Below are 23,317 nucleotides of genomic sequence, written 5' to 3' on the forward strand. Positions count from 1 at the left end.
GCTAAAAACAGCCAGAATATTGCCACTTAAGCGGTCGGCTAGATCTCTTCCAGAGCTTTTGTATCCCACCATTGCAACTTGACCGCTTGGTAAAGCATGCCGATGGTCAGCGGGACTTTTTCGCCGCGTCCTTTTGCCCTGCGCTTGAGATGCACATCAAACCCTTCCGGCTGAAAGTAGCGATAGGCGTCGTAGTCCACGAAGTCGACCCCGAACTGTTCTTCCAGTGCTTCCATCAAATGCCGCGCATCAGCACCGTCGCAGCCCAGGTCGAAGTTGATCGAGGTGGTGAGGCTGATGGTTTTGCGTTCGGGCAGCCCGAGTTCTTCGTGCAGCAGCTGCATGAGCAGGTGCATGGCGTGGTCGTCGGGGAAGTTGGGGGCGAGGTTCATGGGGCGTCTTCTGTTTAGGGCCATTTCGTGAGACGGATTAAGCCTGATTTTGCGATGTGTTGGATGTCGATCAGAGCTGCAGGCATGGAGTTCGCGGGAAGGCTGGCGCTCACTCCGTACGATCTCGTTCATTTGTTGCACGCTTTCCATCAGCTCATCAAAAAACTTGCTCATGGTTACCCCCGGGTTTTGATCGTTCCAACGCTCTGCGTGGGAATGCAGCCCGGGACGCTCTGCGTCCCTTTGAGAGCTGGAACTCGGAGCGTCCCTTGAGGCATTCCCACGCAGAGCGTGGGAACGATCTTCGCACGGCGTCAGGTGGGTGCTTTCCAGCCCATCATGCGTTGTTGGGCGACTTTCAGGAGGTCGCAGCCGTCCTGAGTCAACAGGTAGAGGGCGTGGGTGATATGCGGGATGTCTTCCACGTCACCGTTTTTGAAGCATTGGCAATGTAGGGTCTTGAGTAGGTCGCCGGAGGCTCGGATGCGCTGGAGGGCGGCTTCGAGGATGTCTTGCGGATTGGCCTCTGTGTCGATGATCAGGGGCGGGGAATCGGTGAGGTTGGTTTGGAGGGGGCGGTAGCGGTTTGGAAACGGATTTAATGTGGTCACTGAAGAACACCTCTAATCAATTGGGAATGTGCACTCTCTTTGTCGGGTGACCAAGCCCGAGTCGCTGAATTGGCAGCGACAGCCCGACTATAGGTGTGAGCAGCCGGGCAGCGATAGACGACAAAGAGTCCCCGCTTGTAGGAACGAGATGAACCTCGGTTAGGCCCTTTCTATAGGAGTTTTCCGCGACGCAATTTCTCGCTTTTTTCCGCCATCAGCTTGGCCGACCCCCGTTCCCATCACTTCAACGAATATGCTGATACGCCGCCACATCCAGCAGGCTGGTGGTCAGCCCGGTCGCCGGCGCATAGATCGTGCCTTTCACTGCCGAGAACTTGACCCCGTTGCTACCCAGCGAAACGTATCGCTCACCTTGGTCCAGTTCGGTGAAGTAGGTATACGAGCACTTTTCCATCGTTTTGTATTTCGCGGCGGCGCTGGTCATGGCGTTATGGTGGTTCTGCAAATCGACCGGGGTCAGGTTGAGGGTTTTGTTTAGCGGCACGCCCCAACGCTTCAGGCACACTTCGGCAAAGTGACGGACGATCAGGCCGGGTTCGGCCAGCGCTTTAGGGCCGCTGACACCGTCTGCTGCGGCGTTGCCGACCAGCGTGCCATGGCGGCCGGGCACCGGGTAAATGTGGGTTCGGGTGCCGGTGGCCGTTTGCGGGATGACACAGCTGAAGCCTTTGGAGCGCTCATCCCGGGCGTAGAAGCCGACGTATTCTTTTACATTGGCATTCAGTTTTACTCTGTCTTCCTGGAAGTTGCCGATACCCGGTACCGGATCAATTGCAAAGATATTTACCGGGATGTTCTTCAAGGCGCTGTCCTTGAACATGGCATTGGCCAGCATATGGCAACTAATGCCTCCTCGGCTCCAACCTACCAAGTTAACTTTGGTGGGAATGATGCCGTCCTTACGAAACGTTTTAATGATTTGTTCTTGTAACTTCTGCTGGGTCACACTGCGGTCGCCGTAGTTATATTTACGCCACAGCCAGGAGCCTTCGACGATCACGTCTTCGATTGGAATGCCGGCAGCCTTCAGGCGGTTGTATTCGGTCTCGGTCAGTTTGTCACGTTGCCAGTCACACTGGCCTTTGATGATGTTGATGGCGTGCTGGACGTTCTCTTCCCAGCCCTTGCCGAACAGCGTGCCGCTCAGGCCGTAGTCCTTGGATTTGGTGAACAGCTCATCAGCTTGCAGGTTGCTGGTGCCAGGGCCGTCAATGACGACCCATTCGGCAAACTCCCGGCCAGCATGATGGGAGGCCAGTGTCGAAACCAGTTCGCCATTCCAGTAAGTTGGGTTTTGGTTGTCGAATTTGGTCGAGCCGGTACCGCAAAAGAAAATAGTTAATGTAGTCATTGTAGTGCTCTTGTTTGATTTAAGAGCGTTCAGGCTAGTTGGAATTATTTAAATAATGAAGTTGTTAGTTGTTGCCGAATTTGTAGTGTGTATTTAAAGTTTTAGTGCTCTGTTTTTTGTTTGGCAACTTCCAGGAGCTCGCAACCATCCTGCGTTAATAAATAAAGCGCATTCACTATATGAGGGATGTCTTTAACGTCGGCCTGTTTGAAGCACAGACAATAAAGCGTTTCGAGCAAATCGCTGGCTGCGCGCAGGCGTTGGTGCGCTGCGTCGAGGATGGCACCTGTGCTGGCCGCGGTGTCGATGACGAGGACGGGCGTTTCGCTGTAGCTGGTTTTGAGTGGGCGATAGCGGTCTTGCATTTAGGTCAGTCCTGTAGGAAGTCGGGCAGTCTCGCCGGCAGGTCGACACCCTGTTTCAGCCGCGCCGCAAACTATGAGGGTGGCGACGCAGTGCGGCAATACGGCCGCAATGGACAGGGTTTGTAGGGGTTTTACCTGCCTTTTCGGACCGAGCCTACGCGTTTCCCGAGGGTTTTTACGCCTAAACCCTTAGACGGCAAATTTCCTACGGGTTTGTCAGGCGCAGCGCATCAAACCTCTGTATGGTGCGCGCCAGAATCAGTAGGACGTTTCGAAACGTCCGTCCAACGCTTAAAGGGAATTAAGTATGCAATGGCTACGTATGGCCTCGATTTTGTTGCTGTGGGCCGGAATTTGTCGCGCGGCAGGGGCTGCTGATGCAGGTAGCTCGATGGTCCTGGCCAATATGGAACGCACCGGTTGGCCGGATGCGCTGACCAGTCAGGCGAGCATGGACACCGCTTTCCGCGCTGAAGTGCTGATGTTCGGCAAGGCATTGCTGGCCAGCGAAGCGCTGGATGAGCCGGGCCTGAAACAACGACTGGGCGTGCAGGATGTGAAGCTCAAATCGATCAGACAGGTGCGTGACGGGCTGTGGGACCGGCTGCTGACCACCTACCGCAGCACCAGCCAGAACTGCGACGGCGAACCCTTCTGCCCTCGCGTGCGCAGCGTTGCAGATTTGCGTCAGTTGGCGGCGGCGTTCACCGGCGAAATCAGTCCGGCTCATGCTGTGTGGGTGAGCAAGAGCCGGGTGTTTCAGGAACAGGTGTTGAACGAGCAGCTGCGGGTGGCCGTGATGGCGCCGTAGCAATCTACCCCGCGGTCGTCAGGATGTTCGCCAAGCCTGTTGGGCTGTGCACTCCAGAGAGTCGCACGTAGCGAGCAACGGTGGCTCTCCGGGAAGCCCATCGCAGCCACTCAGCAGCACGGATGTCAGGATCAGGGCGATTGCATAAAACAGTTTGTGAGGCATGGTTGTTCCTTGTTCAAGTGCCGCGCTCATCAGGCGTCCTGCCGTGATGTGAAGTGCGCGGACGGTGGTTGTGCGAGGAGACCTTAACGTCAGATTGAGCGGCTCCGCGAGGAACAAAGTGTTTCGTTTGTTTCTTCCTGTGGCAAAGAACCTTGGGTCGACGCTGTATCATCCCGTATCGTTTTGGTCCCCGACCTTTTCTCGACTCGCTGCGTTTGCCGGCTAGGCTTTGGGCTTCGCAGCGGTCAACGGAGTGACAGCTTATGCACAACACCCTGGAACAGGTTTTCGGTTATCCACAGTTTCGGCCAGGCCAGGAAGCGGCGGTCAGCGCGGTGTTGGCCGGGCGCTCGGCGGCGGCGATTTTCCCCACCGGTTCGGGCAAGTCCCTTTGTTATCAATTGCCAGCCTTGCTGCTGCCGCACCTGACGCTGGTGGTCTCGCCGCTGCTGGCGTTGATGCAGGATCAACTGGCGTTCCTGCAGCGCCACGGTATTGCGGCGGGCAGTATCGATTCGGCCCAGAGCCGCGATGACGCCAGCGATGTGATGGCTCGGGCCAAGTCCGGCGAGCTGAAGATTTTGATGATCTCCGTGGAGCGCCTGAAGAACGAGCGCTTCCGCAATTTCTTGCAGCAGGTGCCGATCTCGCTGCTGGTGGTGGACGAGGCGCACTGTATTTCCGAGTGGGGCCACAACTTCCGTCCCGACTACCTCAAGCTTCCCGACTATCAGCGCCAGTTCAACATCCCACAGGCGCTGCTGCTGACCGCCACCGCGACACCCAAGGTGATCGCTGACATGGAGGCCAAGTTCGCCATCGCCCCCGACGATGTGGTGACCACCGGTTTCTATCGGCCGAACCTCAATCTGTTGGTCGAGCCGGTGCGCGGGCAGGACAAACGCCGACGCCTTGTCGAATGGATGAGTCAGCGTCCCGACCAGCCGAGCATTGTCTACGTCACCCTGCAGAGAACCGCCGAGCACATTGCCGAACATCTGGCCCGCAACGGCATTCAGGCCGAGGCTTATCACGCCGGTCTGCCCCACGAACAACGCGAAGCCATCCAACGCCGGTTCATGGGTGGGCAGTCCAATTGCATCGTTGCCACCATCGCGTTCGGCATGGGCATCGACAAGAGCGACATCCGCAATGTGGTGCATTTCGACCTGCCCAAATCCATCGAAAACTACAGCCAGGAAATCGGCCGCGCCGGGCGAGACGGGCAGCCGTCGGACTGCCTGGTATTGGCCAACCGCGACAGCCTCAACGTGCTGGAAAACTTCGTCTACGGCGATACGCCAGAGCTGGATGGCATCCGCTATGTGCTCGACGAGTTGCAAGCCGCCGCGCCCGAGGGGCAGTGGGAGTTTCTGTTGGGGCCGTTGGCGGACCAAAGCAACATCCGCCAATTGCCGCTCAAAACCTTGTTGGTGCAGTTGGAACTGCGCGGAATCATTGCGCCGCGTTACGCCTATTACGCCGAATACCGCTTCAAGTACTTGCAGGAACCTGAGGTCTTGCTGGCCCGCTTCGAGGGTGAGCGCAAGGACTTCGTCGCGGCGATCATCCAGACCTCAAACCGCGCACGGACTTGGGCCACGGTGAATTTCGATGCGCTGTATGAGCAGCATCAAGCCGAGCGTAATCGCGTGGTGAAGGCGCTGGATTATTTCCAGGAAAAGGGCTGGGTCGAGCTCGAAAGCAAGCAAATGACCGAGGTCTACAGCCTGCTGCAAACGGACTTCAACAGCCAGGCCTTGAGCGCCGAGCTACACGCCTACTTCACCCGGCACGAGCGCACCGAGATCGCGCGGATTCACGCCATGCTGGATCTGTTCGCCACGGACCATTGCCTGGGTTATCGCCTGGCCGAGTACTTCGGCGATGAAAATGCGCCGCAGCAGTGCGGGCATTGTTCGGTGTGTCACGGGGATGTGGCGCGGTTGCCTACGCCACCGGAATTACCAGCGCTTGTGGATAAAAACTTCGAGGCGTTGTGCGGTGATTTTATCCACAGGCATGAGCAGTACACCGGCAACGTTCCGTCGGCGGAACGCGTGACGCGGTTTGTATGCGGCATCGGCGTGCCGCTGTTCACCAAGCTCAAGGCACGGTCGATTCCGGGGTTTGCGACGCTGGAGGATTATCCGTATGCCGAAGTCCGGACGTGGGCCGAGGCGCATTTGCCGGCGTAGATCCATCCGCTGAATGTCGCTCATCACAGGAATAAATTTCAAAAAAGCGCGGTGGCTGACTATGGTGAAGGCTGTCTTTGGATCGCCAACAAGAGAACAACTATGAGCCAGACACCGTTCAATATTCAGCGCGCCGCCGTCATTGGCGCAGGCACCATGGGCCGTGGCATTGTCATGTGTCTGGCCAACGCCGGCGTCCCGGTGCAGTGGGTCGATAACAATCCACAGATGCTTGAACAGGCGCTGGCTGCCGTGGCGGACACCTACACCCACAACGTGCGTCAGGGACGGATCGATCAGGTGGAAGCGGACGCTCGCATGGCACGGGTAACGGCGGCTGCTGACTACGCGGCGATCTGCGATGTCGATCTGGTGATCGAAGCCGTGTACGAAAACCTCGAACTCAAGCAGAAAATCTTCCGCGAACTGGACGGTCTGCTCAAACCTGAAGCGATTTTGGCCAGCAATACCTCGGCGCTGGATATCGATGCCATCGCTGCGGCTACTCGCCGTCCGCAACAGGTCCTGGGCCTGCACTTCTTCAGCCCGGCGCACATCATGAAACTGCTGGAAATCGTTCGTGGTGCCCAGACTTTACCAGTGGTGCTAGAGGCAGCTCTGGCACTGGGCAAGCGCATGGGCAAGGTCAGCGTGGTGTCGGGCAACTGCCATGGTTTCATTGGCAACCGCATGCTGCATCCGTATGTGCTCGAAGCGCGCAAAATGTTGCTCGAAGGCGCTTATCCCTATCAGGTCGATGCGGCACTGCAAGGTTTTGGTTTCGCCATGGGGCCGTTTCGCATGTACGACGTTGTCGGCATCGATCTGGAGTGGCGCGCTCGACAGTTGGCCGGCATAGGGCAAGATGCGCCTGAGGTTCAGGTGGACAATCGTCTGTGCGAATTGGGTCGTTTCGGCCAGAAGAGTGGCAATGGCTATTATCACTATGAGCCGGGCAGTCGTCAGGCTGAGCACGATGTTGAAGTCGATGCGCTGGTGCTGAAGGTCAGCGAAGGGTTGGGCTTCCAGCGTCGCGAGATCGGGCCTGAGGAGATTCTGGAGCGCTGCTTGCTGGCACTGGTCAACGAGGGTGCGAAGATACTTCAGGAAGGGATTGCCGAATCGGCGCACGACATCGATCTGGTGTACCTCAACGGTTATGGCTTCCCGGCGGATAAGGGTGGGCCGATGGCTTGGGCGGATCAACAGGGATTGGCGGATATTCATTTGAGATTGTTGCAGCTGGAAACCAAGCAGGGTGATCAGTGGACACCGGCTCGATTGATCGGGGAGCTGGCGGCGGTGGGTAAAGGGTTTGCGGATCGGTAGACTTCACTGTTCGAACGTTCCCATGCTCCTCCGCGTGGGAACGATCCTCAAGGCGAGAACCCATGAATCAACGCACCGACTACCCCCACTTCCAACCCATCACCACCCGCTGGCACGACAACGACGCCTACGGTCACGTCAACAACGTTACCTATTACAGCTTCTTCGACACAGCGGTGAACACCTACCTGATCGAAGTCGGCGGTCTGGATATCCATGACGGCGAAGTGGTGGGCTTTGTGGTGAGTTCGGCCTGTGACTACTTTGCATCCATCGCCTTCCCTGACCGGATAGAAATCGGTTTGCGGGTGGGCAAGTTGGGCAACAGTTCGGTGCAGTACGAGCTGGCAGTGTTCAAGGCCGGGGAAGACGAAGCCTGCGCGGCAGGGCGTTTCGTGCATGTGTTTGTAGACCGGGCGTCGAATCAGCCGGTGGCGATTCCTGCCGGGTTGCGCGGGGCACTGGAGCGGTTGGTGGTGTGACGGGCAAAAAAAATCGCAGCCCTTGGGCTGCGATTTTTTGATGCATCGGCAAGCGAGGCGATTCAAGCCTCAGTCGCGATAGCGATGGTGATGCTTGCGATGCCCGTAATGGTGGCCGCGATCATGGCGGTCTCCACGGTAGTAGCGACGATCATCACCACCACGATAGGAGCGACGATCATCATCTTCGTCATCGCTTTTGTTGCCCATGTAGTTACCCAGCGCGCCACCGGCGCCGCCGCCTGCTGCGGAGCCGATCAAGCTGCCGGTGGTGCCGCCCATGCTGCGGCCGACCACGTTACCGCCTGCTGCGCCCAACGCACCGCCAATGGCTGCTTCGCCACGGCTGCGTTTGTCTGCGCCAACAGCACTACCACCCGCGCCGCCCAAGGCCGCGCCAATGGTGGAACCTGTACTGCCGCCTAGTGATTGACCGACGACCGAGCCCAGAACCCCGCCCAATGCGCCGCCCACACCTGCTTCGGTGGTGCCGCCGGCAGAAGCGAAGCCACTGACCAGGCCAAGGGACAACAAGAGAATCGAGGAGAACTTCATAGAGGAACCTCAAGGGGATGACGGCGCGATCCTGAGGCTGTGTCATGGTTGTGACAATCGAATTCCGACGAGTAACACGACTTGAGCACATTTATATAAGTTACTGTTTTTTAGCTGGAACTTAAGTGTTTTTCGCCGGTCTTTAGCTACTTCGGATAGGCCGTTTTCATGCAAAACGGCCTTTTTTGTGGGCGAAAAAGAAGCGTTCGCAATGATCGTTCCCACGAAGAGCGAGGGAACGATCAGGGTCAAGCCGACTTTGCCATAATCAGCCCGGTTTCACTCGCCGCTTCCAACCGGATCGCCACAAACTTCGATGTCGGCGTATGGCTGCCATCCCCGATGCTTTCCAGCGGCACCAGCGGATTCACTTCCGGGAAGTAAGCCGCCGCTTGCCCGGCAGGGATATCAAACGCCAGCAGCGTAAAGCCCTTCACCCGACGCACACGCCCGTCGTCCCAGATCGAAACGATGTCAGCCTTTTGCCCTGGCTTGAAGCCCAGGCGAATGATGTCGGCTTCGTTCACAAACAGCACATCGCGCTGACCCTTGACGCCACGATAACGGTCATCGAGCCCGTAAATCGTGGTGTTGTACTGATCGTGGGAGCGCATCGACTGCATGATCAGGTCCGGTAACACTCCAGTGGCGCGGGTGCGCTCGTGCACCAGGTCTTTGGGCAGGACGTTCGGACGGAAATGGGCGCGACCCGACGCGGTATTCCAGCGGCGCGCACCGGCGCTGCTGCCGAGGTAGAACCCGCCCGGGTTCTGGATCTTCTCGTTGAAGTCCTTGAAGCCTGGAATGGTGTCGGCGATCAGGTCGCGGATGCGCCGGTAATCAGCCACCAGCCAGTTCCAGTCCACCGGTTTGCTGCCCAGGGTCGCGGCGGCGATGCCGGCGATGATCGACGGCTCCGAGCGCATCTGGTTCGACAGCGCCTGCAACTGGCCGTTGGAGGCGTGGACCATGCTGAACGAGTCTTCGACGGTCACCGCTTGCGGGCCTTCGGTCTGGATGTCGATGTCGGTGCGGCCCAGGCACGGCAGGATCAACGCGTCTTTACCGTGCGCCAAATGGCTGCGGTTGAGCTTGGTGCTGATTTGCACGGTCAGGTCGCAGTTGCTCAGGGCCTGGAAGGTCCGTGAGCTGTCCGGGGTGGCTTGGGCGAAGTTACCGCCCAGCCCGATAAAGACTTTCGCGCGGCCGTCGGCCATGGCATGGATCGCCTCGACCACGTTGTGACCGTTTTCACGCGGCACCTTGAAGTTGAAGCGACGCTCCAGGGAGTCGAGGAACGCCACTGGTGGACGCTCGTTGATGCCCATGGTCCGGTCGCCCTGCACGTTACTGTGGCCGCGCACCGGGCACAGACCGGCGCCGGGCCGGCCGATGTTGCCGCGCAGCAACATCAGGTTGGCGATTTCCTGGATGGTCGCTACCGAATGGCGATGCTGTGTAATCCCCATCGCCCAGCACATGATCACGTTCTTGCCTTTGGCGTACATCCGCGCCGCTTGCTCGATTTCAACCAGCGTCAGGCCGGATTGCTCGACGATCTGCTCCCACGAGGTGTCGTCGACGATGCCCAGGTATTCCAGCACATTGACACTGTGTTCATTGAGGAAGTCGTGGTCGAATACGGCAGGCTCTCCCGCCTTCTGAGCGTCACGCTCCCACTGCAGCAGGAACTTGGCCATGCCGCGCATGATCGCCATGTCGCCGCCCAATGCCGGACGGAAGTACGCGGTGTTGGTCGGCTTGTCGCCATTGGTGAGCATTTCGATCGGGTGTTGCGGGTGCTGGAAGCGTTCCAGGCCGCGCTCCTTCAAAGGGTTGATGCAGACCACCTGAGCGCCGCGTTTCACTGCTTCGCGCAACGGTTCGAGCATCCGTGGATGGTTGGTGCCAGGGTTCTGACCCCAGACAAAAATCGCGTCGGCGTGTTCGAAGTCGTCGAAGGTGACGGTGCCTTTGCCGACGCCGACACTTTGCGCCATGGCCACACCGCTGGCCTCGTGACACATGTTCGAGCAATCGGGAAAGTTATTGGTGCCGTAGGCACGCACGAACAATTGATACAGGTACGCCGCTTCGTTGCTGGCGCGTCCCGAGGTGTAGAACTCGGCCTGGTTCGGGCTCGACAGGCCTTGCAAATGTTTGGCGATCAAGGAGAAAGCCGCTTCCCAACTGATCGGCTTGTAGCGATCGGTTTCGGCGTCATAGCTCAATGGCTCGGTCAGACGGCCTTGATACTCCAGCCAATAGTCGCTTTGTTCCAGCAACGAACTGACGCTGTGTTTGGCAAAGAACGCACCGTCGACACGGCGTTTGGTCGCTTCCCAGTTCACTGCTTTGGCGCCGTTCTCGCAGAACGCCACCATGCCGGCCTCATTGGAATCGCCCCAGGCGCAGCCGGGGCAGTCGAACCCGCCGTTCTTGTTGGTCTTAAGCATCATGCGCAGGTTTTTCAGCGCGTTGTCGCTGGTCAACCAGGCACGGGCAACGCTGGCCAGCGCGCCCCAGCCACCGGCCGGGCCTTTGTAGGGTTTGTAGCGGGGGACGGGTTTCTGATCGGCTTGACGATGTTGACTCACGCGTGGTTCTCCGTCGCAGGGCTGTAGACCCGCGGCGCACTTTTCTGCGGCAGGTGGATGAGATTGAGGTTGTGGCGACGGGCCCATTGCACGGCAAGGCCCGTGGGCGACGACAGGCTGACCAGGGTCTGGATACCTGCGCGCAACACTTTCTGGATCAATTCGAGACTGCAACGGCTGGTGACAATCGCCAGCCCGCCGGTGGTCGGGATCTTCTGACGGATCAGTCCGCCAATCAGTTTGTCGAGGGCGTTGTGTCGGCCGATGTCTTCGCGACCCAGCAGCAATTGGCCCTGACTGTTCATAAACACGGCGGCGTGCACCGCGCCGGAGTACTGGCCCAGAGGCTGAAACGCACCGATGCGCTGACGCAAACCATCGAGCCATTCGGCGGGCGGCAAGGGTGCGCCGGGCAACACCTTGAGGTCTGGCAATGCCTGCTCCACCGCTTCCACGCCGCAGAGTCCGCAACCGCTGGTGCCAGCCATTTGCCGACGTTGTTGCTTGAGGTTCCAGAAGGCGCGGTTGGCGATGGTTACTTGCGCGTATTGCGCTGATCCCGAGCCGCTGAGTTGCAGGTCATAAATGTCGGAAGCGTCTTCGATGATGCCGCTGCCGAGGCTGAAGCCGACAATAAAGTCTTCAAGGTCCGTCGGCGTCACCAACATGACCGCCTGACTGATGCCGTTGTAGGCGATCGCCAACGCGACTTCTTCGGCCAGCGCGGTGCTGGCTGATTCGGTGTCTTGAAGGTCGCAGTAGCTGTATGTCTGGCTTGCGGCGGGCGCTGGCGTTTCGAGGGCTGGCGCCGCGCAGGCAGGGCGCTTGGCGTTCATGAGGTATTACCGACGGTTTAGGCTGCTTTAAGCCTAGGCGCGTCAACTTGTCGCGTCTAATCGCTATTACTGATCTAACGATAGATGGCGTCGATCAAGAGCTCGGCAGCGATTGCTGAAGTATCGCGAAACAGGCTTCCGCGAGCGCCGAACGCGGGGCGCTGCGACGCATAATCAGCCCCAGCCGGGCGAGGGTTTGAGCATTTTCGATGGGGTGCAGGCGCAAATGATCGGTGAGTTTTTCCAGGCCTCCGTCCAGCGGCATCACGGCGCAGCAGAATCCGCCGTGCACCGCTTGTAACAATTGGTGGACGGCATCGGTTTGCAGTAACGGCTGCGGGGTGAGGCCGCGACTGTGGAAGTTGTGGTCGATGGACTGCCGAAAATGCATGCCGCTGGTGAGCATGCCCAGCGGCAGTTCGATCAGGAACTCCCAACTCAGCGGCGCCTCACCGAAACTGAAGAAGCGCTGATCGTAGAGCAGGCCCATGCGGGTTTCGCTGAACGCCAGGGAATCGAAGCGTTCGCCGTCCAGGCGCTCCAGGTAGGAAACGCCGAGGTCCAGGCGATTGTTCGCCAGTTGTTCGAGGATTTGTTCAGAGCTCAGGGCCGAGAGTTCGAAGCGCAGGTTCGGGTGTTCGGCGTGCAGGCGTTGCATCAGCGGCAGCGGATCGAAGCTCGACAGCGGGACCACGCCCAGACGCAACGTACCGACCAGATTGCCGCGACAGGCAGCCGCTTCGGCCTGCAAACCGTCATAGGCCGCCAGTACGGTGCGCGCCCACGCCAGCACCCGTTCACCCGGTGCGGTGAAACCTTCGAAGCGCTGCCCGCGATTGACCAGCGGCAACTCGAGTTCTTCTTCGAGGCTGCGCAAGCGCATGGACAGGGTCGGCTGAGTGATGTGACAACGCGCAGCGGCCTGGCCGAAATGCCGGGTTTCGTCGAGGGCGATGAGGAATTTCAGTTGCTTGATGTCCATCTTCGCTCCAGGGTGCGGGAAGGTGCGGATTCTAGCGCTTGGGGGGAAGCGGCGTCATTGGTCGGGTTGGAACCGTGTGTTGCAACCTTGGTCTAGGCTTTTGCGTCTGGAACCCAAAACCCAAGGAGAGCAAACGATGAGCCTTTTCAGTTTTCTTAAAGAAGCCGGTGAAAAAATCCTCGATGCGCTGACCCCGGACAAGGCCGAAGCCAACAGTGAGGCGCTGACCAAACACGTTAAGGACGCCCTGACGGGGATAGACACTTCCAAGGTCCAGGTGAAAGTCGAGGGTGACAAAATCATCGCCACCGGTGAAGCCGCCAGTCAGGAAGAGAAAGAAAAAATCCTTCTTGCGCTGGGTAACGTGGCCGGTATCAGCGGTGTAGATGACCAGATCACGGTGACCGGGCCGGTGGCTACGCCGGCGAAGTTCGTCACGGTCGAGAAAGGCGACACGCTTAGCGCCATTTCCAAGCGTGTGTATGGCGATGCCAACAAGTACAACAAAATTTTCGAGGCCAACAAACCGATGCTCAAGCACCCGGACAAGATCTATCCGGGGCAGTCGTTGCGCATTCCTGAGTAACTCTCAAGACCGTGTGATGGCCATCGCGGGCAAGCCACGCTCCCACACGTGTTGTGTCGTTCACGTAGTGTGCATACGACGCAAAACCTGTGGGAGCGTGGCTTGTCCGCGATGCAGGCGACTCGGTCTCAAAGGCCTGCGATGAGCTCCCGATAATCCCCCACCGCCGCAAACTCGGCCGTGTCCTTCGGCCCTTTACGGCTGTCCGGCTCACTCACGGCCAACAGATGCGCCACACCAAAATTCCGCGCGCTGCGCAGGATCGGCAATGTATCGTCGATAAACAGACTGCGCGCCGGATCAAAGCCAATGTCGGCCTGCAACGCCTCCCAGAACTGCGGATTCTCCTTGGGGAAACCGTAATCGTGGGAACTGATCAATCGCTCGAAGTACGGCGCCAGTTCGATCCTTTCCAGCTTCAATGACAGCGAATCACGGTGCGCATTGGTGATCATCACCACCCGTTTGCCGGCCTGATTGATCGCTTCCAGAAAGGTGTCCGCGTCCGGCCGCAAGGCGATCAGGTGCGCGGTTTCCAGTTTCAGTTCGCGCACCGGCAGTTTGAGTTCGGCGCTCCAGAAATCCAGGCAATACCACTGCAACTGGCCGGCGTTGCGTTCGAACAACGGCTGCAATTCCATCTCGGCCATCGCCCGACTCACCCCGTGCAACTCGGCGTAACGCTGGGGCAGGTGTTCCATCCAGAAATGGTTGTCGTAATGCAGGTCCAGCAGCGTGCCGTCCATATCCAGCAGAACGGTGTCGATGTCGCGCCAGGGCAGCAGGGACATAAAAAACTTCTCCAGCGGTAAAAAAGATATCCGAGGTAAACAATCAGGATAGGCCGGGTATAGTAACGCGTTCACGCCAAGGAGCTTTTCATGCGCCAGAAACCCACCATCCTCGCCCGCGAGATTGTCGCTACCAGCCGTTTGTTCTGCGTTGAAGAGCTGAAGTTGCGCTTTTCCAATGGCGTGGAGCGCACGTATGAGCGTCTGGTGGGCAAGGGCGCCGGTTATGGCGCGGTGATGATCGTGGCGATGCTGGATGCGGACCACGCGGTGCTCGTTGAAGAGTATTGCGGCGGCACCGATGAATACGAGCTGTCCTTGCCAAAAGGCTTGATCGAGCCGGGCGAGGACGTGCTGGCGGCGGCCGAGCGGGAGCTCAAGGAAGAGGCCGGGTATGGCGCGCGGCAATTGGAGCATCTGACTGAGTTGTCGTTGTCGCCCGGTTACATGAGCCAGAAGATCCAGGTGGTGTTGGCCACTGATCTGTATGAAGAAAGCCTTGAAGGCGACGAGCCCGAGCCGATGGGTGTGGACAAAATCAACCTGCGTGAGTTATCGGCCCTGGCCCAGAACCCGCGATTCACTGAGGGCCGTGCATTGGCAGCCCTGTATCTGGCCCGCGATCTACTGACTCAGCGTGGAGTGTTTCAGCCATGATTTTTCCCCATCCGTTGATGGCGCCTGTTGTTGAACTGGCGCTGAAAGCCGGTGAAGCGATTCTGCCGTTTTGGCGTGCCAACGTCGCCGTGACTTCAAAATCCGATGATTCCCCGGTGACGGCCGCCGACATGGCCGCTCACCATGTGATCCTGGCCGGGCTGACGGCGCTGGACCCGAGCATCCCGGTGCTGTCCGAAGAAGACGCCAACATTCCCCAGAGCGTGCGCGCCAGGTGGCAGCGTTGGTGGCTGGTGGACCCGCTGGACGGGACCAAGGAGTTCATTTCCGGTAGTGAAGAATTTACCGTCAACATTGCGCTGATCGAGCAGGGCCGAGTGGTGTTTGGCGTGGTGTCGATGCCGACCAACGGGCGCTTCTACGTCGGTGGTGCGGGTCTTGGCGCGTGGCGTGGCGATAAAGACGCGGAGCCTTTGCCGATTCAGGTTCGCGAGGTTCCTGCTGAGGGAGAAGCGTTTACCGTGGTTGCCAGTCGTCGGCACTCAAGTCCTGAGCAGGAGCGCCTGCTGGCCGGGTTGAGCGACAGTCTGGGTGAACTGCAATTGGCCAATATCGGCAGTTCGTTGAAGTTCTGTTTGTTGGCGGAGGGGGCGGCGGATTGTTATCCGCGGTTGGCGCCGACTTCGCAGTGGGACACGGCGGCGGCGCAAGGCGTGCTGGAAGGGGCGGGCGGTGAGGTGCTGGATTTGAGCGGTGCGCCGTTCAGTTATCCGGCGCGGGAGTCGTTGTTGAATGAGTTTTTTTTGGCGCTGCCGGCGAAGGCTGCGTGGCGGGAGAAGTTATTGGCGTTGGCTCGGGCCTGAAGATCAAGGGATCGCAGCCTCGTTTCACTCGACAGCTCCTACAGGGGGCGCGTTTCTCTGTAGCAGCTGTCGAGTGAAACGAGGCTGCGATCTTTTGCTTTAGCGGTGGAGTACGTACTGCCCGGTAAACTTCACCGCATCGTCATCACTGTCCGTATTGACGATCCGAGAATGCAGTGTCAACCGCGCCCGGCCATACCGCTTATACATCGCCAAAAACTTCTTCCACACCGCCGCACTCGGCGCATGGCAAATCGCTGTCGCGTCCATGGTCACCGGCAGTGGATAGCTGATCTGTCCTTCCTGAATCACGATGTGCCCGCCTTCAACCCCTTCTTCACGCAAACGCAAATGCAACCAGCCCCAACCGGCCAGCACCGCGCCGCAATACAGGCTGCCGCCGAACATGGTGCTTTTATGATTGACGTTGACCTCCAGCGGCAAGTGCAGACGCAGTTGCTGGTCGTGCCAGTCGAGCACTTTGAGGCCCATGTCCCGGGTAAGGGGAATGTCGCGATGGAGGACTGATTCCAGATGACGGCTGTCGCGGCTCATGCACGGATCTCTTTTTTGAAGATGATGATTTGACGGTAGCTCAATCGGGTTCGTCGGTGTGGCTGCTGCCACTGTCGGCGAAGTTCAGCCCGTGTTTGCGCAGTTTGTCGTGCAAGGTCTTGCGCGGGATGCCCAGGGCTTCGGCGAGGCTGCGCACCGAGCTGTGAGGGCGCGCCAGTTCGGCGGCGATCAAGCTCTTCTCGAAGTTTTCCACTTGTTCGCTGAGACCTCCGCTGACCACGTCGACCGTCATGCCGACAGCGCCGTCCGCTGCGTTGTTGTCCAAGGCCAGTTCCAGACCCAGGGCAAAACGTTCGGCGGCGTTCTGCAATTCCCGCACGTTGCCCGGCCAGGTGTGGCGCAGCAGCAGGGCGCGTTGTCCCGGTTGCAACTCGTGGGGTGGCAGACCGTGACGAGCGCTGGCTTCGTCGGCGAAATGCTGGAACAGCATCAGCGCATCTTCGCCACGCTCGCGTAGCGGCGGAATACGCAGCGGTGCGACGTTCAGGCGGTAATACAAGTCGGCACGGAAGCGGCCCTGATCGGCGGATTGACGCAGGTCTTCCTTGGTCGCAGCGATGATGCGGATGTCCAACGGGATCAGCTGATTACCGCCCAAGCGCTCGACCACCCGCTCTTGCAGCAAACGCAGCAATTTCACCTGCACATCCAGGCTCATGCTTTCGATTTCATCGAGGAACAACGTACCGCCATTGGCGAATTCGAACTTGCCGATGCGGCGCTTTTGCGCGCCGGTAAAGGCGCCTGGCTCATGACCGAACAGCTCGCTTTCAACCACCGACTCGGCCAGGGCGCCGGCATTGATCGCCACGAACGGACCGTTACGACGGCTCGACAGATCGTGCAATGCACGTGCGACAACTTCTTTACCGGCGCCGGTTTCGCCAAGGATCAGGACATCGGCCTTGGTCGCCGCCAATGCACCAATCTGCTCGCGCAGGCGCAGCATCGGCGCCGATTGCCCGACCAGTCGGGTGCTCAGTTCATTGCGATCGCTCAGGGCCAGACGCAGGCTGCGGTTGTCCAGCACCAGCCGGCGCAGGGCCAGGGCGCGGCGCACGCTGTCGAGCAAGGCGTCGCTGGCAAAGGGTTTTTCCAGAAAGTCATAAGCCCCGGCGCGCATGGCTTGCACGGCCAGCGGCACATCGCCGTGACCGGTGATCAGCAGCACGGGCAGTTCCGGGTCCTGGGCATGCAGTTCAGTCAGTAACTCGAGACCGTCCATGCCCGGCATGCGGATGTCACTGACCACGACGCCGGGCCAGTCACGCTCCAGTTGTGCGGCCAGGCCTTTGGCCTCGGCGAGCGGCAGGATTTTCAGGCCGGCGAGGTCCAGGGTCTGGCTCAGGGCTTGTCGCAGGTGCGGATCGTCGTCGATCAGCACGACCTGGATGCGGTTGTCGATGGTCATGCACTTCGGTCCTCGGACGGTTGCAGGCTCACACCCGGTGCGCCTGCACGCAGCTTCAGGGTAATCAGGGCGCCACCTTCCTTGTGGTTGGCGAACGACAGTTCACCCCCGAAGGCGCGCATCAGGGTTTCGCAAATCGCCAGCCCTAACCCAAGCCCCTGAGTGCGGGTCTTGGTGGTGTAGAAGGGCTCGCTGGCGCGGCCAAGGGCTTCCATGCAGAAGCCGGGGCCGTTGTCGCGAATGTACAGATTGACGCCGTCGGCCGTGGATTGGGCACTCAACCAGAGCTTACGCGGCGGGCCTTTTTCCGTCAGGGCGTCCAGGGCGTTGGCCAGCAGATTGCCGAGCACCTGACGCAGACGGGTTTCCCCGGCCTCGACCCACAGGGTGGCGGCCGGCAAGTCGCGGATCAGCTCGACTTCCATGCTGCGTCGACGCTTGGCCAGCAGCGCCAGCGCATCGTCCAGCGCCGGTTGCAGGGCGACGCTTTCCGGGGCGTGGCGATCACGCCGGGCGAAGGCGCGCAAATGAGCAATGATCGAGGCCATGCGCCCGGTCAGTTCGCTGATCAGCTTGAGGTTGCCGCGCGCATCGTCGGTGCGCTGATGATCGAGCAGCACTTCGGCGTTTTCGGCGTAGCTGCGGATCGCCGCCAGCGGTTGATTCAATTCGTGGCTGATGCTCGCCGACATGGTGCCAAGGGCCGACAGTTTGCCGGCCTGCACCAGATCATCCTGAGCGCGAACCAGCTCTTGCTGGGCCTGTTCGCGCTCCAGCACTTCCTGTTTCAGTCGACGGTTGAGGCCTTCGAGGTCGCTGGTCCGCTCGGCTACCCGGTCTTCCAGTTCACGACGGGCCTTGGCTTCGAAGGCGATTCGATCAAGGTAATGGCGGCGGCGCTGCATCATCAGCCCCAGCAGCAACATCAACACCAACAATGTCGCGCCGCCGATGGCGACGACCGTGCGTACCGGGCGATCGATCAAGGTGCGTGGGGCGAGAATGCTGACGTTCCAACCGGTTTCTGCGATGGGCTGGGTTTGTGTCAGCCAGGCGTTGGGGTTGAGCCGCAATGGTTTGGGATCACGGGTCGGATAGGGCTGAATCGCAGTAATAGCCTTGCGTTCTTCTTCGCCCAACGGGCGGGTCGAGCGGAATCGCCACTCGGGCCGCGACGTGAGAATAACCACGCCGTTATGGTCGGTCAGCAGCAGTTGTTCCGGGGTTTTGCCCCAGAGGCTTTCGGTATGGTCCAGGTCAACCTTGACCACCAGCACACCGATGATCTTTTCGCCGTTACGCACGGCGGCGGCGAAGAAGTAGCCGCGCTTGGCCGAGGTCGTGCCCAAACCGAAAAAGCGCCCGAGCCGCCCGGCCATGGCTTCGCTGAAATACGGCCGAAAGGAAAAATTACGCCCGACGAAACTGTCGTGTTTGTCCCAGTTGGATGCGGCCAGGGTCTTGCCCGTGGTGTCCATCAAGTACATGACTTCGGCGCCGGTCTGGGCGCTGATGTTTTTCAACAAACGGTTGGCGTTGCCCTGAGTGACGCCATCGTCGGGCGCGCCGAGGACGGCTCGCAGAGCCGGCAGATCACCGAGGATCTGCGGCAACACTTCATAACGGTGCAGGGTACCCAGCAGGTTGGCGACGTAAAGGTCGAGGGTCTGACGGTTTTGCCCGGCCAGTTCGCTGCGGTAGTAACGCTCGGCCAGATGCTCCAGCGGCCACAGCAACGGAGCCAGGCACAGCGCGAGCAGGGCCAGGCTGCGCCAGCGGGGTCTGCGGGGAAGGGTCGGAGTCATGAGCATCGAGCGCCTGTGGGTACAGGCGCATTATGCCTAGGCTTGCGGTCGCAGTCTGCGCGCTGTGGGTCAGGCACGCCTGCGCGGCGAAGATTCAGACGGTGTTTCAGGAAAAGACGTCAGCGTCCTTGAAAAACACGGCGGCCTGATCTTTGCCGGACAGTTGCGGTGCTTCATCCAGTTGCCAATCGATGGCCAGGTCCGGATCGTTCCAGCGAATGCTGCGCTCGGCGGACGGTGTGTAGTAGTCGGTGGTTTTGTAGAGAAATTCGGCGAACTCGCTCAGCACCACGAAACCGTGGGCGAAACCCTCCGGGACCCACATTTGACGATGGTTCTCGGCGGACAGACGCACAGCCACCCATTTACCGAAATGTGGCGAGCTGCGGCGAATGTCCACCGCCACGTCGAGTACTTCACCCGCTGTGACGCGAACCAGTTTGCCCTGAGTGTTTTCCAACTGGTAATGCAAGCCGCGCAATACGCCTTTTTGCGAGCGGGAATGGTTGTCTTGAACGAAGTTCTTCTCCAAGCCAGTCGCTTCTTTGAAAGCCTTGGCATTGAAGCTTTCATAGAAGAAACCACGCTCGTCACCAAATACCTTGGGCTCGATGATCAGAACACCGGGAAGGTCGGTGGTGACTACATTCATGGTCTTTCTCCAGCAATGGCGTTGATGGGCGTCATTCTTGCGCAAAGTGGCGGCCGGTGCGAGTGGAGTGTTTTTTTTCCTGATCCATTAACTGATTTGTCGAACCTCAGGAGGGTTTCAGGCAGGCGAAGGGGTTGCGTATCGCCCCAAGCAGTGGCGATATAAGCGCCTAATGAAATTTCAGGGGTCGTTGTATGCCACTCGCCACGTTGATTCATCGCGCCAGTTTGCCCAGTCCGCAAGTGTCTGCGGAGCAAGCGCTTGAGCTGCTGGAGGGACATTACGGGCTGAGTGGAAGGTTGCAGGCCCTTGGCAGCCAGCAGGATCTTAACTATCGGGTCGACAGCGACCAGGGGCGTTTTGTCCTGAAAATATGCCGTGGCGATTACTCGGCGCAGGAGCTGCACGCCCAGCACGCCGGGCTCAAGCATTTGGGTGAACACCCCGATGTGCATGTGCCACGAGTGATTCCCGCCAAAAACGGCGCAGACCTTCTCTCCCTGGAAGTCGGCGGCCAACCGGTGCATGTGCGCCTGCTCGATTACATCGAAGGCCAGTCGCTCACACACCTGGATCATCTGCCCGGTTCAGTAGTGGCCGGTTTTGGTCGGCTCTGCGGTGAAATGGACCTGGCGCTGGCCGGTTTCGACCATCCGGGCCTTGAGCGCACCCTTCAATGGGACGCCCGCCACGCCAACGCGCTGATCGCGCATTTGCTGCCGGTCATCGAGGACGACCAGCAACGCCGGCTGATCGCCGATGCAGCCGAACGGGCCGAGCGTCATTTACAGCCGCTTGTAGATAAGCTGCCGGTGCAGGCCATTCACATGGATATCACCGACGACAACGTGGTGTGGCAGCGAGATTCGCAACGCCAGTGGCAATTGCAGGGTGTGATCGATTTCGGCGACCTGGTTCGTACCTGGCGTATCACTGATCTGTCGGTGACCTGTGCGGCGCTGCTGCACCACGCCGATGGCGATCCGTTCTACATTTTGCCGGCGGTCCAGGCCTATCACGCTGTCAATCCGCTCACGCATGAAGAGCTACTGGCGCTCTGGCCGCTGATCGTCGCCCGTGCAGCGGTGTTGGTGCTCAGCGGTGAACAGCAGGTCAGCATCGATCCGGGCAACGAATACAGCCGCGATAACCTCACCCACGAGTGGGAGATTTTTCGTGTCGCTACCTCAGTGCCGTTGGCGTTGATGGAAGCGGCGATCCTGACCTCGGTCGGCCAGAACCTGCCGAGCATCGGCAGCGAAGGCTTCGCGCCGCTGCTGCCGAGTCTGGTGGGACGTGAGTTTGCGTTGATCGATCTGGGCGTGCTCAGTCCGCACTTCGAGGCCGGCAACTGGGAACAGGAGGGGATCGATCAACGTCTGTTGACCGAAGCCGCCGCGGCTCATGGTCTGGCGGCCAGTCGTTATGGGCAATACCGCTTGTCCCGCACCCGGCCTGACAGCGCCACTGAGCCGGACACTTGCCCATTGCACGTTGAGTTGCGAGTGCCCCACGGCACGGCGGTCGAGTCACCGTTTGCCGGGGTGGTGCATCAGCCGGCGGCAGGCGTGCTGCAATTGGATGGCCCGCAACTGAGCGTGCGTTTGTGGGGCGTGACGCCGTCGCTGCACACGGGTGCTGCGCTGGTCAAAGGTCAGGTGTTGGGTTCGGTCAGCGGGCCACTGATCGTGCAGTTGTGCCGAGGTGCTTCGTTCACGGCGCCGTTGTTTTGCACGCCGTCCCGCGCGGCTGCCTGGCAAGCGTTGTGCCCGTCGCCGGCGGTGCTGCTGGGACTGGCCTGTGACGCTGAAGAGGAACTCGATTCGCAGACGTTGCTGGCGCGCCGTGACGCCAGTTTCGCCCGTACCCAGAAGCACTATTACGTCGACCCGCCGCGCATCGAGCGTGGCTGGCGCAATCACCTGATCGACATGCAGGGCCGTTCTTACCTCGACATGCTCAACAACGTCGCGGTGCTGGGCCACGGTCATCCGCGCATGGCTGCTGTCGCCAGTCGACAGTGGTCGCTGCTCAATACCAACTCGCGTTTTAACTACGCGGCGATTGCTGAGTTTTCCGAACGCTTGCTGAAACTGTCGCCGGATTCCATGGACCGAGTGTTCCTGGTCAACAGTGGCAGCGAGGCCAATGACCTCGCGATCCGTCTGGCTTGGGCCTACAGCGGCGGTCGCGACATGCTCAGCGTGCTGGAGGCCTATCACGGTTGGACAGTGGGCGCGGACGCGGTCTCGACCTCGATTGCCGATAACCCGAAGGCCTTGAGCAGCCGTCCGGACTGGGTGCATCCGGTCACCGCGCCGAACACCTATCGCGGCGAGTTCCGTGGACCGGATAGCGCGCCGGACTACGTGCGCAGCGTCGAACATAACCTGGCGAAAATTGCCGAGCAGAAACGTCAGCTGGCCGGTTTTATCTGCGAACCGGTGTACGGCAATGCCGGTGGTATCTCGCTGCCACCGGGGTATTTGAAACAGGTTTATGCGCTGGTTCGTGCCCAGGGCGGCGTCTGCATCGCCGACGAAGTGCAGGTCGGTTACGGCCGCATGGGCAACTTTTTCTGGGGCTTCGAAGAGCAGGGCGTGGTGCCGGACATCATCACCATGGCCAAAGGCATGGGCAACGGCCAGCCGTTGGGCGCAGTGATCACCCGTCGGGAAATCGCCGAAGCGCTGGAGGCTGAGGGTTACTTCTTCTCGTCGGCCGGCGGCAGCCCGGTCAGTTGCCAGATCGGCATGGCGGTGCTGGATGTGATGGAAGAAGAAAAGCTCTGGGAAAACGCTCAGGTCGTGGGCGGGTATTTCAAGGAACGGCTTGAAGCGTTGATCGATGTTCATCCGCTGGTGGGCGCGGTGCATGGTTCCGGCTTCTATCTGGGCGTCGAGTTGATCCGAAATCGCGAAACCCTAGAGCCGGCAACCGAAGAAACCACGGCGCTGTGTGATCGGTTGCGCGAACTGGGGATCTTCATGCAGCCGACTGGCGATTACCTGAACATCCTCAAGATCAAACCGCCGATGGTGACCTCGCGTCAGAGCGTGGATTTCTTCGTGGATATGCTCTCTATGGTGCTCGCCGAGGGCCTGTAAACACCTATCCCTTGTAGGAGCGAGCCTGCTCGCGATAGCGGTCGAATCTTCAACAACGATGTTGACTGACACTCCGCCATCGCGAGCAGGCTCACTCCCACAGGGAGCAGATATAAATTCGATTGTTATCGGGTTTAATCGCGTAAAAATAGACAGGTGGAAGATTAATAGCTTTTAAAGCCGATTTTTATCGGCTATAAAGTCGCCATTGCT

Annotated in this window: 21 protein-coding genes; 8 read left to right on the forward strand and 13 right to left on the reverse strand. The window is 59.6% G+C overall.

Features of this window, described 5'->3' with window-relative positions; translation table 11 throughout:
* Positions 1–38: 38 nt before the first annotated feature.
* The 4 genes from QF010_RS15265 to QF010_RS15280 form a co-directional block, all read right to left on the reverse strand.
* Positions 39–392, reverse strand: a complete 354-nt coding sequence (locus QF010_RS15265; RefSeq protein ID WP_429533472.1) for a DUF1493 family protein — start codon at positions 390–392, stop codon at positions 39–41.
* A gap of 314 nt (positions 393–706) precedes the next feature.
* On the reverse strand, positions 707–1,003 hold the full coding sequence (locus tag QF010_RS15270; protein WP_033058419.1) for a hypothetical protein: 297 nt from the start codon (positions 1,001–1,003) through the stop codon (positions 707–709).
* Between the two features lie 244 nt (positions 1,004–1,247).
* The gene (locus tag QF010_RS15275; protein ID WP_429533436.1) at positions 1,248–2,375 is read right to left on the reverse strand and encodes a hypothetical protein; all 1,128 of its coding nucleotides are present in this window, start codon (positions 2,373–2,375) and stop codon (positions 1,248–1,250) included.
* Between the two features lie 101 nt (positions 2,376–2,476).
* Entirely contained in the window at positions 2,477–2,740 is a 264-nt protein-coding gene (locus tag QF010_RS15280; protein ID WP_429533437.1) for a hypothetical protein, read from the reverse strand.
* Between the two features lie 307 nt (positions 2,741–3,047).
* Between QF010_RS15280 and QF010_RS15285 the strand changes: the two genes are divergently transcribed.
* From QF010_RS15285 to QF010_RS15300, 4 genes are all read left to right on the forward strand, one after another.
* Complete coding sequence (locus QF010_RS15285; RefSeq protein WP_429533438.1) at positions 3,048–3,551, forward strand: polysaccharide deacetylase; 504 nt, start codon at positions 3,048–3,050, stop codon at positions 3,549–3,551.
* 428 nt (positions 3,552–3,979) lie between these two features.
* Positions 3,980–5,914 (forward strand): RecQ family ATP-dependent DNA helicase, encoded by a 1,935-nt coding sequence (locus QF010_RS15290; protein ID WP_429533439.1) that lies wholly within the window; start codon positions 3,980–3,982, stop codon positions 5,912–5,914.
* 102 nt (positions 5,915–6,016) lie between these two features.
* Positions 6,017–7,243, forward strand: a complete 1,227-nt coding sequence (locus QF010_RS15295; protein WP_429533440.1) for a 3-hydroxyacyl-CoA dehydrogenase — start codon at positions 6,017–6,019, stop codon at positions 7,241–7,243.
* Positions 7,244–7,305: 62 nt separating this feature from the next.
* The gene (locus QF010_RS15300) at positions 7,306–7,725 is read left to right on the forward strand and encodes an acyl-CoA thioesterase (RefSeq protein WP_033058406.1); all 420 of its coding nucleotides are present in this window, start codon (positions 7,306–7,308) and stop codon (positions 7,723–7,725) included.
* 69 nt (positions 7,726–7,794) lie between these two features.
* On the opposite strand, the gene QF010_RS15305 is transcribed toward QF010_RS15300, so the two are convergent.
* The 4 genes from QF010_RS15305 to QF010_RS15320 all read right to left on the reverse strand — a co-directional run bounded on the left by QF010_RS15305 (position 7,795) and on the right by QF010_RS15320 (position 12,695).
* A complete protein-coding gene (locus QF010_RS15305; RefSeq protein WP_033058403.1) occupies positions 7,795–8,280 on the reverse strand; it encodes a glycine zipper domain-containing protein in 486 nt (161 codons plus the stop codon).
* 248 nt (positions 8,281–8,528) lie between these two features.
* Positions 8,529–10,877 (reverse strand): FdhF/YdeP family oxidoreductase, encoded by a 2,349-nt coding sequence (locus tag QF010_RS15310; protein ID WP_429533441.1) that lies wholly within the window; start codon positions 10,875–10,877, stop codon positions 8,529–8,531.
* A complete protein-coding gene (gene fdhD, locus QF010_RS15315; RefSeq protein ID WP_033058397.1) occupies positions 10,874–11,713 on the reverse strand; it encodes a formate dehydrogenase accessory sulfurtransferase FdhD in 840 nt (279 codons plus the stop codon). The genes QF010_RS15310 and fdhD overlap by 4 nt, the downstream gene beginning before the upstream one ends.
* Positions 11,714–11,807: 94 nt before the next feature.
* A complete protein-coding gene (locus tag QF010_RS15320) occupies positions 11,808–12,695 on the reverse strand; it encodes a LysR family transcriptional regulator (RefSeq protein ID WP_033058394.1) in 888 nt (295 codons plus the stop codon).
* 136 nt (positions 12,696–12,831) lie between these two features.
* Here QF010_RS15320 and lysM point away from each other — a divergent pair, with 136 nt between their 5' ends.
* Positions 12,832–13,281, forward strand: coding sequence for a peptidoglycan-binding protein LysM (gene lysM, locus QF010_RS15325; RefSeq protein WP_033058391.1), 450 nt, complete (start codon positions 12,832–12,834; stop codon positions 13,279–13,281).
* A 128-nt stretch (positions 13,282–13,409) separates the two neighbouring features.
* Here the strand turns inward: lysM and yrfG are convergent, their stop codons facing one another.
* On the reverse strand, positions 13,410–14,072 hold the full coding sequence (yrfG, locus tag QF010_RS15330; protein ID WP_429511372.1) for a GMP/IMP nucleotidase: 663 nt from the start codon (positions 14,070–14,072) through the stop codon (positions 13,410–13,412).
* A gap of 90 nt (positions 14,073–14,162) precedes the next feature.
* Between yrfG and nudE the strand changes: the two genes are divergently transcribed.
* Together nudE and cysQ are read left to right on the forward strand one after the other, a co-directional pair.
* Positions 14,163–14,729 carry an ADP compounds hydrolase NudE gene (gene nudE, locus QF010_RS15335; RefSeq protein WP_033058385.1) on the forward strand — a complete coding sequence of 189 codons (567 nt, stop codon included), beginning with the start codon at positions 14,163–14,165 and terminating at the stop codon, positions 14,727–14,729.
* Positions 14,726–15,553, forward strand: coding sequence for a 3'(2'),5'-bisphosphate nucleotidase CysQ (gene cysQ, locus QF010_RS15340; protein WP_429533442.1), 828 nt, complete (start codon positions 14,726–14,728; stop codon positions 15,551–15,553). Before nudE ends, cysQ begins: the two co-directional genes overlap by 4 nt.
* A 99-nt stretch (positions 15,554–15,652) precedes the next feature.
* Here cysQ and QF010_RS15345 read toward each other — a convergent pair whose 3' ends face one another.
* From QF010_RS15345 to rfbC, 4 genes are all read right to left on the reverse strand, one after another.
* A complete protein-coding gene (locus QF010_RS15345) occupies positions 15,653–16,108 on the reverse strand; it encodes a YiiD C-terminal domain-containing protein (RefSeq protein ID WP_033058379.1) in 456 nt (151 codons plus the stop codon).
* 40 nt (positions 16,109–16,148) lie between these two features.
* The gene (locus QF010_RS15350) at positions 16,149–17,540 is read right to left on the reverse strand and encodes a sigma-54-dependent transcriptional regulator (RefSeq protein ID WP_033058377.1); all 1,392 of its coding nucleotides are present in this window, start codon (positions 17,538–17,540) and stop codon (positions 16,149–16,151) included.
* Positions 17,537–19,345: a sensor histidine kinase gene (locus tag QF010_RS15355; protein ID WP_033058374.1), complete on the reverse strand. Its 1,809-nt coding sequence runs from the start codon at positions 19,343–19,345 to the stop codon at positions 17,537–17,539. Before QF010_RS15355 ends, QF010_RS15350 begins: the two co-directional genes overlap by 4 nt.
* Positions 19,346–19,451: 106 nt before the next feature.
* Positions 19,452–19,997 carry a dTDP-4-dehydrorhamnose 3,5-epimerase gene (gene rfbC, locus QF010_RS15360; protein ID WP_429533443.1) on the reverse strand — a complete coding sequence of 182 codons (546 nt, stop codon included), beginning with the start codon at positions 19,995–19,997 and terminating at the stop codon, positions 19,452–19,454.
* A 194-nt stretch (positions 19,998–20,191) separates the two neighbouring features.
* Here rfbC and QF010_RS15365 point away from each other — a divergent pair, with 194 nt between their 5' ends.
* Complete coding sequence (locus QF010_RS15365) at positions 20,192–23,104, forward strand: aminotransferase (protein ID WP_429533444.1); 2,913 nt, start codon at positions 20,192–20,194, stop codon at positions 23,102–23,104.
* Positions 23,105–23,317 lie beyond the last annotated feature (213 nt).

Origin of the sequence: Pseudomonas silensiensis, assembly GCF_050434865.1 — a bacterium.
GTDB classification, from domain to species: domain Bacteria; phylum Pseudomonadota; class Gammaproteobacteria; order Pseudomonadales; family Pseudomonadaceae; genus Aquipseudomonas; species Aquipseudomonas fluorescens_W.

Excerpts from the sequence above, each read along its gene's own strand:
- QF010_RS15290 (WP_429533439.1), top strand. The coding sequence starts at position 3,980 with ATGCACAACACCCTGGAACAGGTTTTCGGTTATCCACAGTTTCGGCCA.
- nudE (WP_033058385.1), top strand. The coding sequence starts at position 14,163 with ATGCGCCAGAAACCCACCATCCTCGCCCGCGAGATTGTCGCTACCAGC.
- QF010_RS15275 (WP_429533436.1), bottom strand. The coding sequence starts at position 2,375 with ATGACTACATTAACTATTTTCTTTTGCGGTACCGGCTCGACCAAATTC.
- fdhD (WP_033058397.1), bottom strand. The coding sequence starts at position 11,713 with ATGAACGCCAAGCGCCCTGCCTGCGCGGCGCCAGCCCTCGAAACGCCA.
- lysM (WP_033058391.1), top strand. The coding sequence starts at position 12,832 with ATGAGCCTTTTCAGTTTTCTTAAAGAAGCCGGTGAAAAAATCCTCGAT.
- QF010_RS15355 (WP_033058374.1), bottom strand. The coding sequence starts at position 19,345 with ATGACTCCGACCCTTCCCCGCAGACCCCGCTGGCGCAGCCTGGCCCTG.
- QF010_RS15305 (WP_033058403.1), bottom strand. The coding sequence starts at position 8,280 with ATGAAGTTCTCCTCGATTCTCTTGTTGTCCCTTGGCCTGGTCAGTGGC.
- QF010_RS15320 (WP_033058394.1), bottom strand. The coding sequence starts at position 12,695 with ATGGACATCAAGCAACTGAAATTCCTCATCGCCCTCGACGAAACCCGG.
- yrfG (WP_429511372.1), bottom strand. The coding sequence starts at position 14,072 with ATGTCCCTGCTGCCCTGGCGCGACATCGACACCGTTCTGCTGGATATG.
- QF010_RS15350 (WP_033058377.1), bottom strand. The coding sequence starts at position 17,540 with ATGACCATCGACAACCGCATCCAGGTCGTGCTGATCGACGACGATCCG.
- QF010_RS15295 (WP_429533440.1), top strand. The coding sequence starts at position 6,017 with ATGAGCCAGACACCGTTCAATATTCAGCGCGCCGCCGTCATTGGCGCA.
- QF010_RS15300 (WP_033058406.1), top strand. The coding sequence starts at position 7,306 with ATGAATCAACGCACCGACTACCCCCACTTCCAACCCATCACCACCCGC.
- QF010_RS15365 (WP_429533444.1), top strand. The coding sequence starts at position 20,192 with ATGCCACTCGCCACGTTGATTCATCGCGCCAGTTTGCCCAGTCCGCAA.
- QF010_RS15280 (WP_429533437.1), bottom strand. The coding sequence starts at position 2,740 with ATGCAAGACCGCTATCGCCCACTCAAAACCAGCTACAGCGAAACGCCC.
- rfbC (WP_429533443.1), bottom strand. The coding sequence starts at position 19,997 with ATGAATGTAGTCACCACCGACCTTCCCGGTGTTCTGATCATCGAGCCC.
- cysQ (WP_429533442.1), top strand. The coding sequence starts at position 14,726 with ATGATTTTTCCCCATCCGTTGATGGCGCCTGTTGTTGAACTGGCGCTG.
- QF010_RS15285 (WP_429533438.1), top strand. The coding sequence starts at position 3,048 with ATGCAATGGCTACGTATGGCCTCGATTTTGTTGCTGTGGGCCGGAATT.
- QF010_RS15345 (WP_033058379.1), bottom strand. The coding sequence starts at position 16,108 with ATGAGCCGCGACAGCCGTCATCTGGAATCAGTCCTCCATCGCGACATT.
- QF010_RS15265 (WP_429533472.1), bottom strand. The coding sequence starts at position 392 with ATGAACCTCGCCCCCAACTTCCCCGACGACCACGCCATGCACCTGCTC.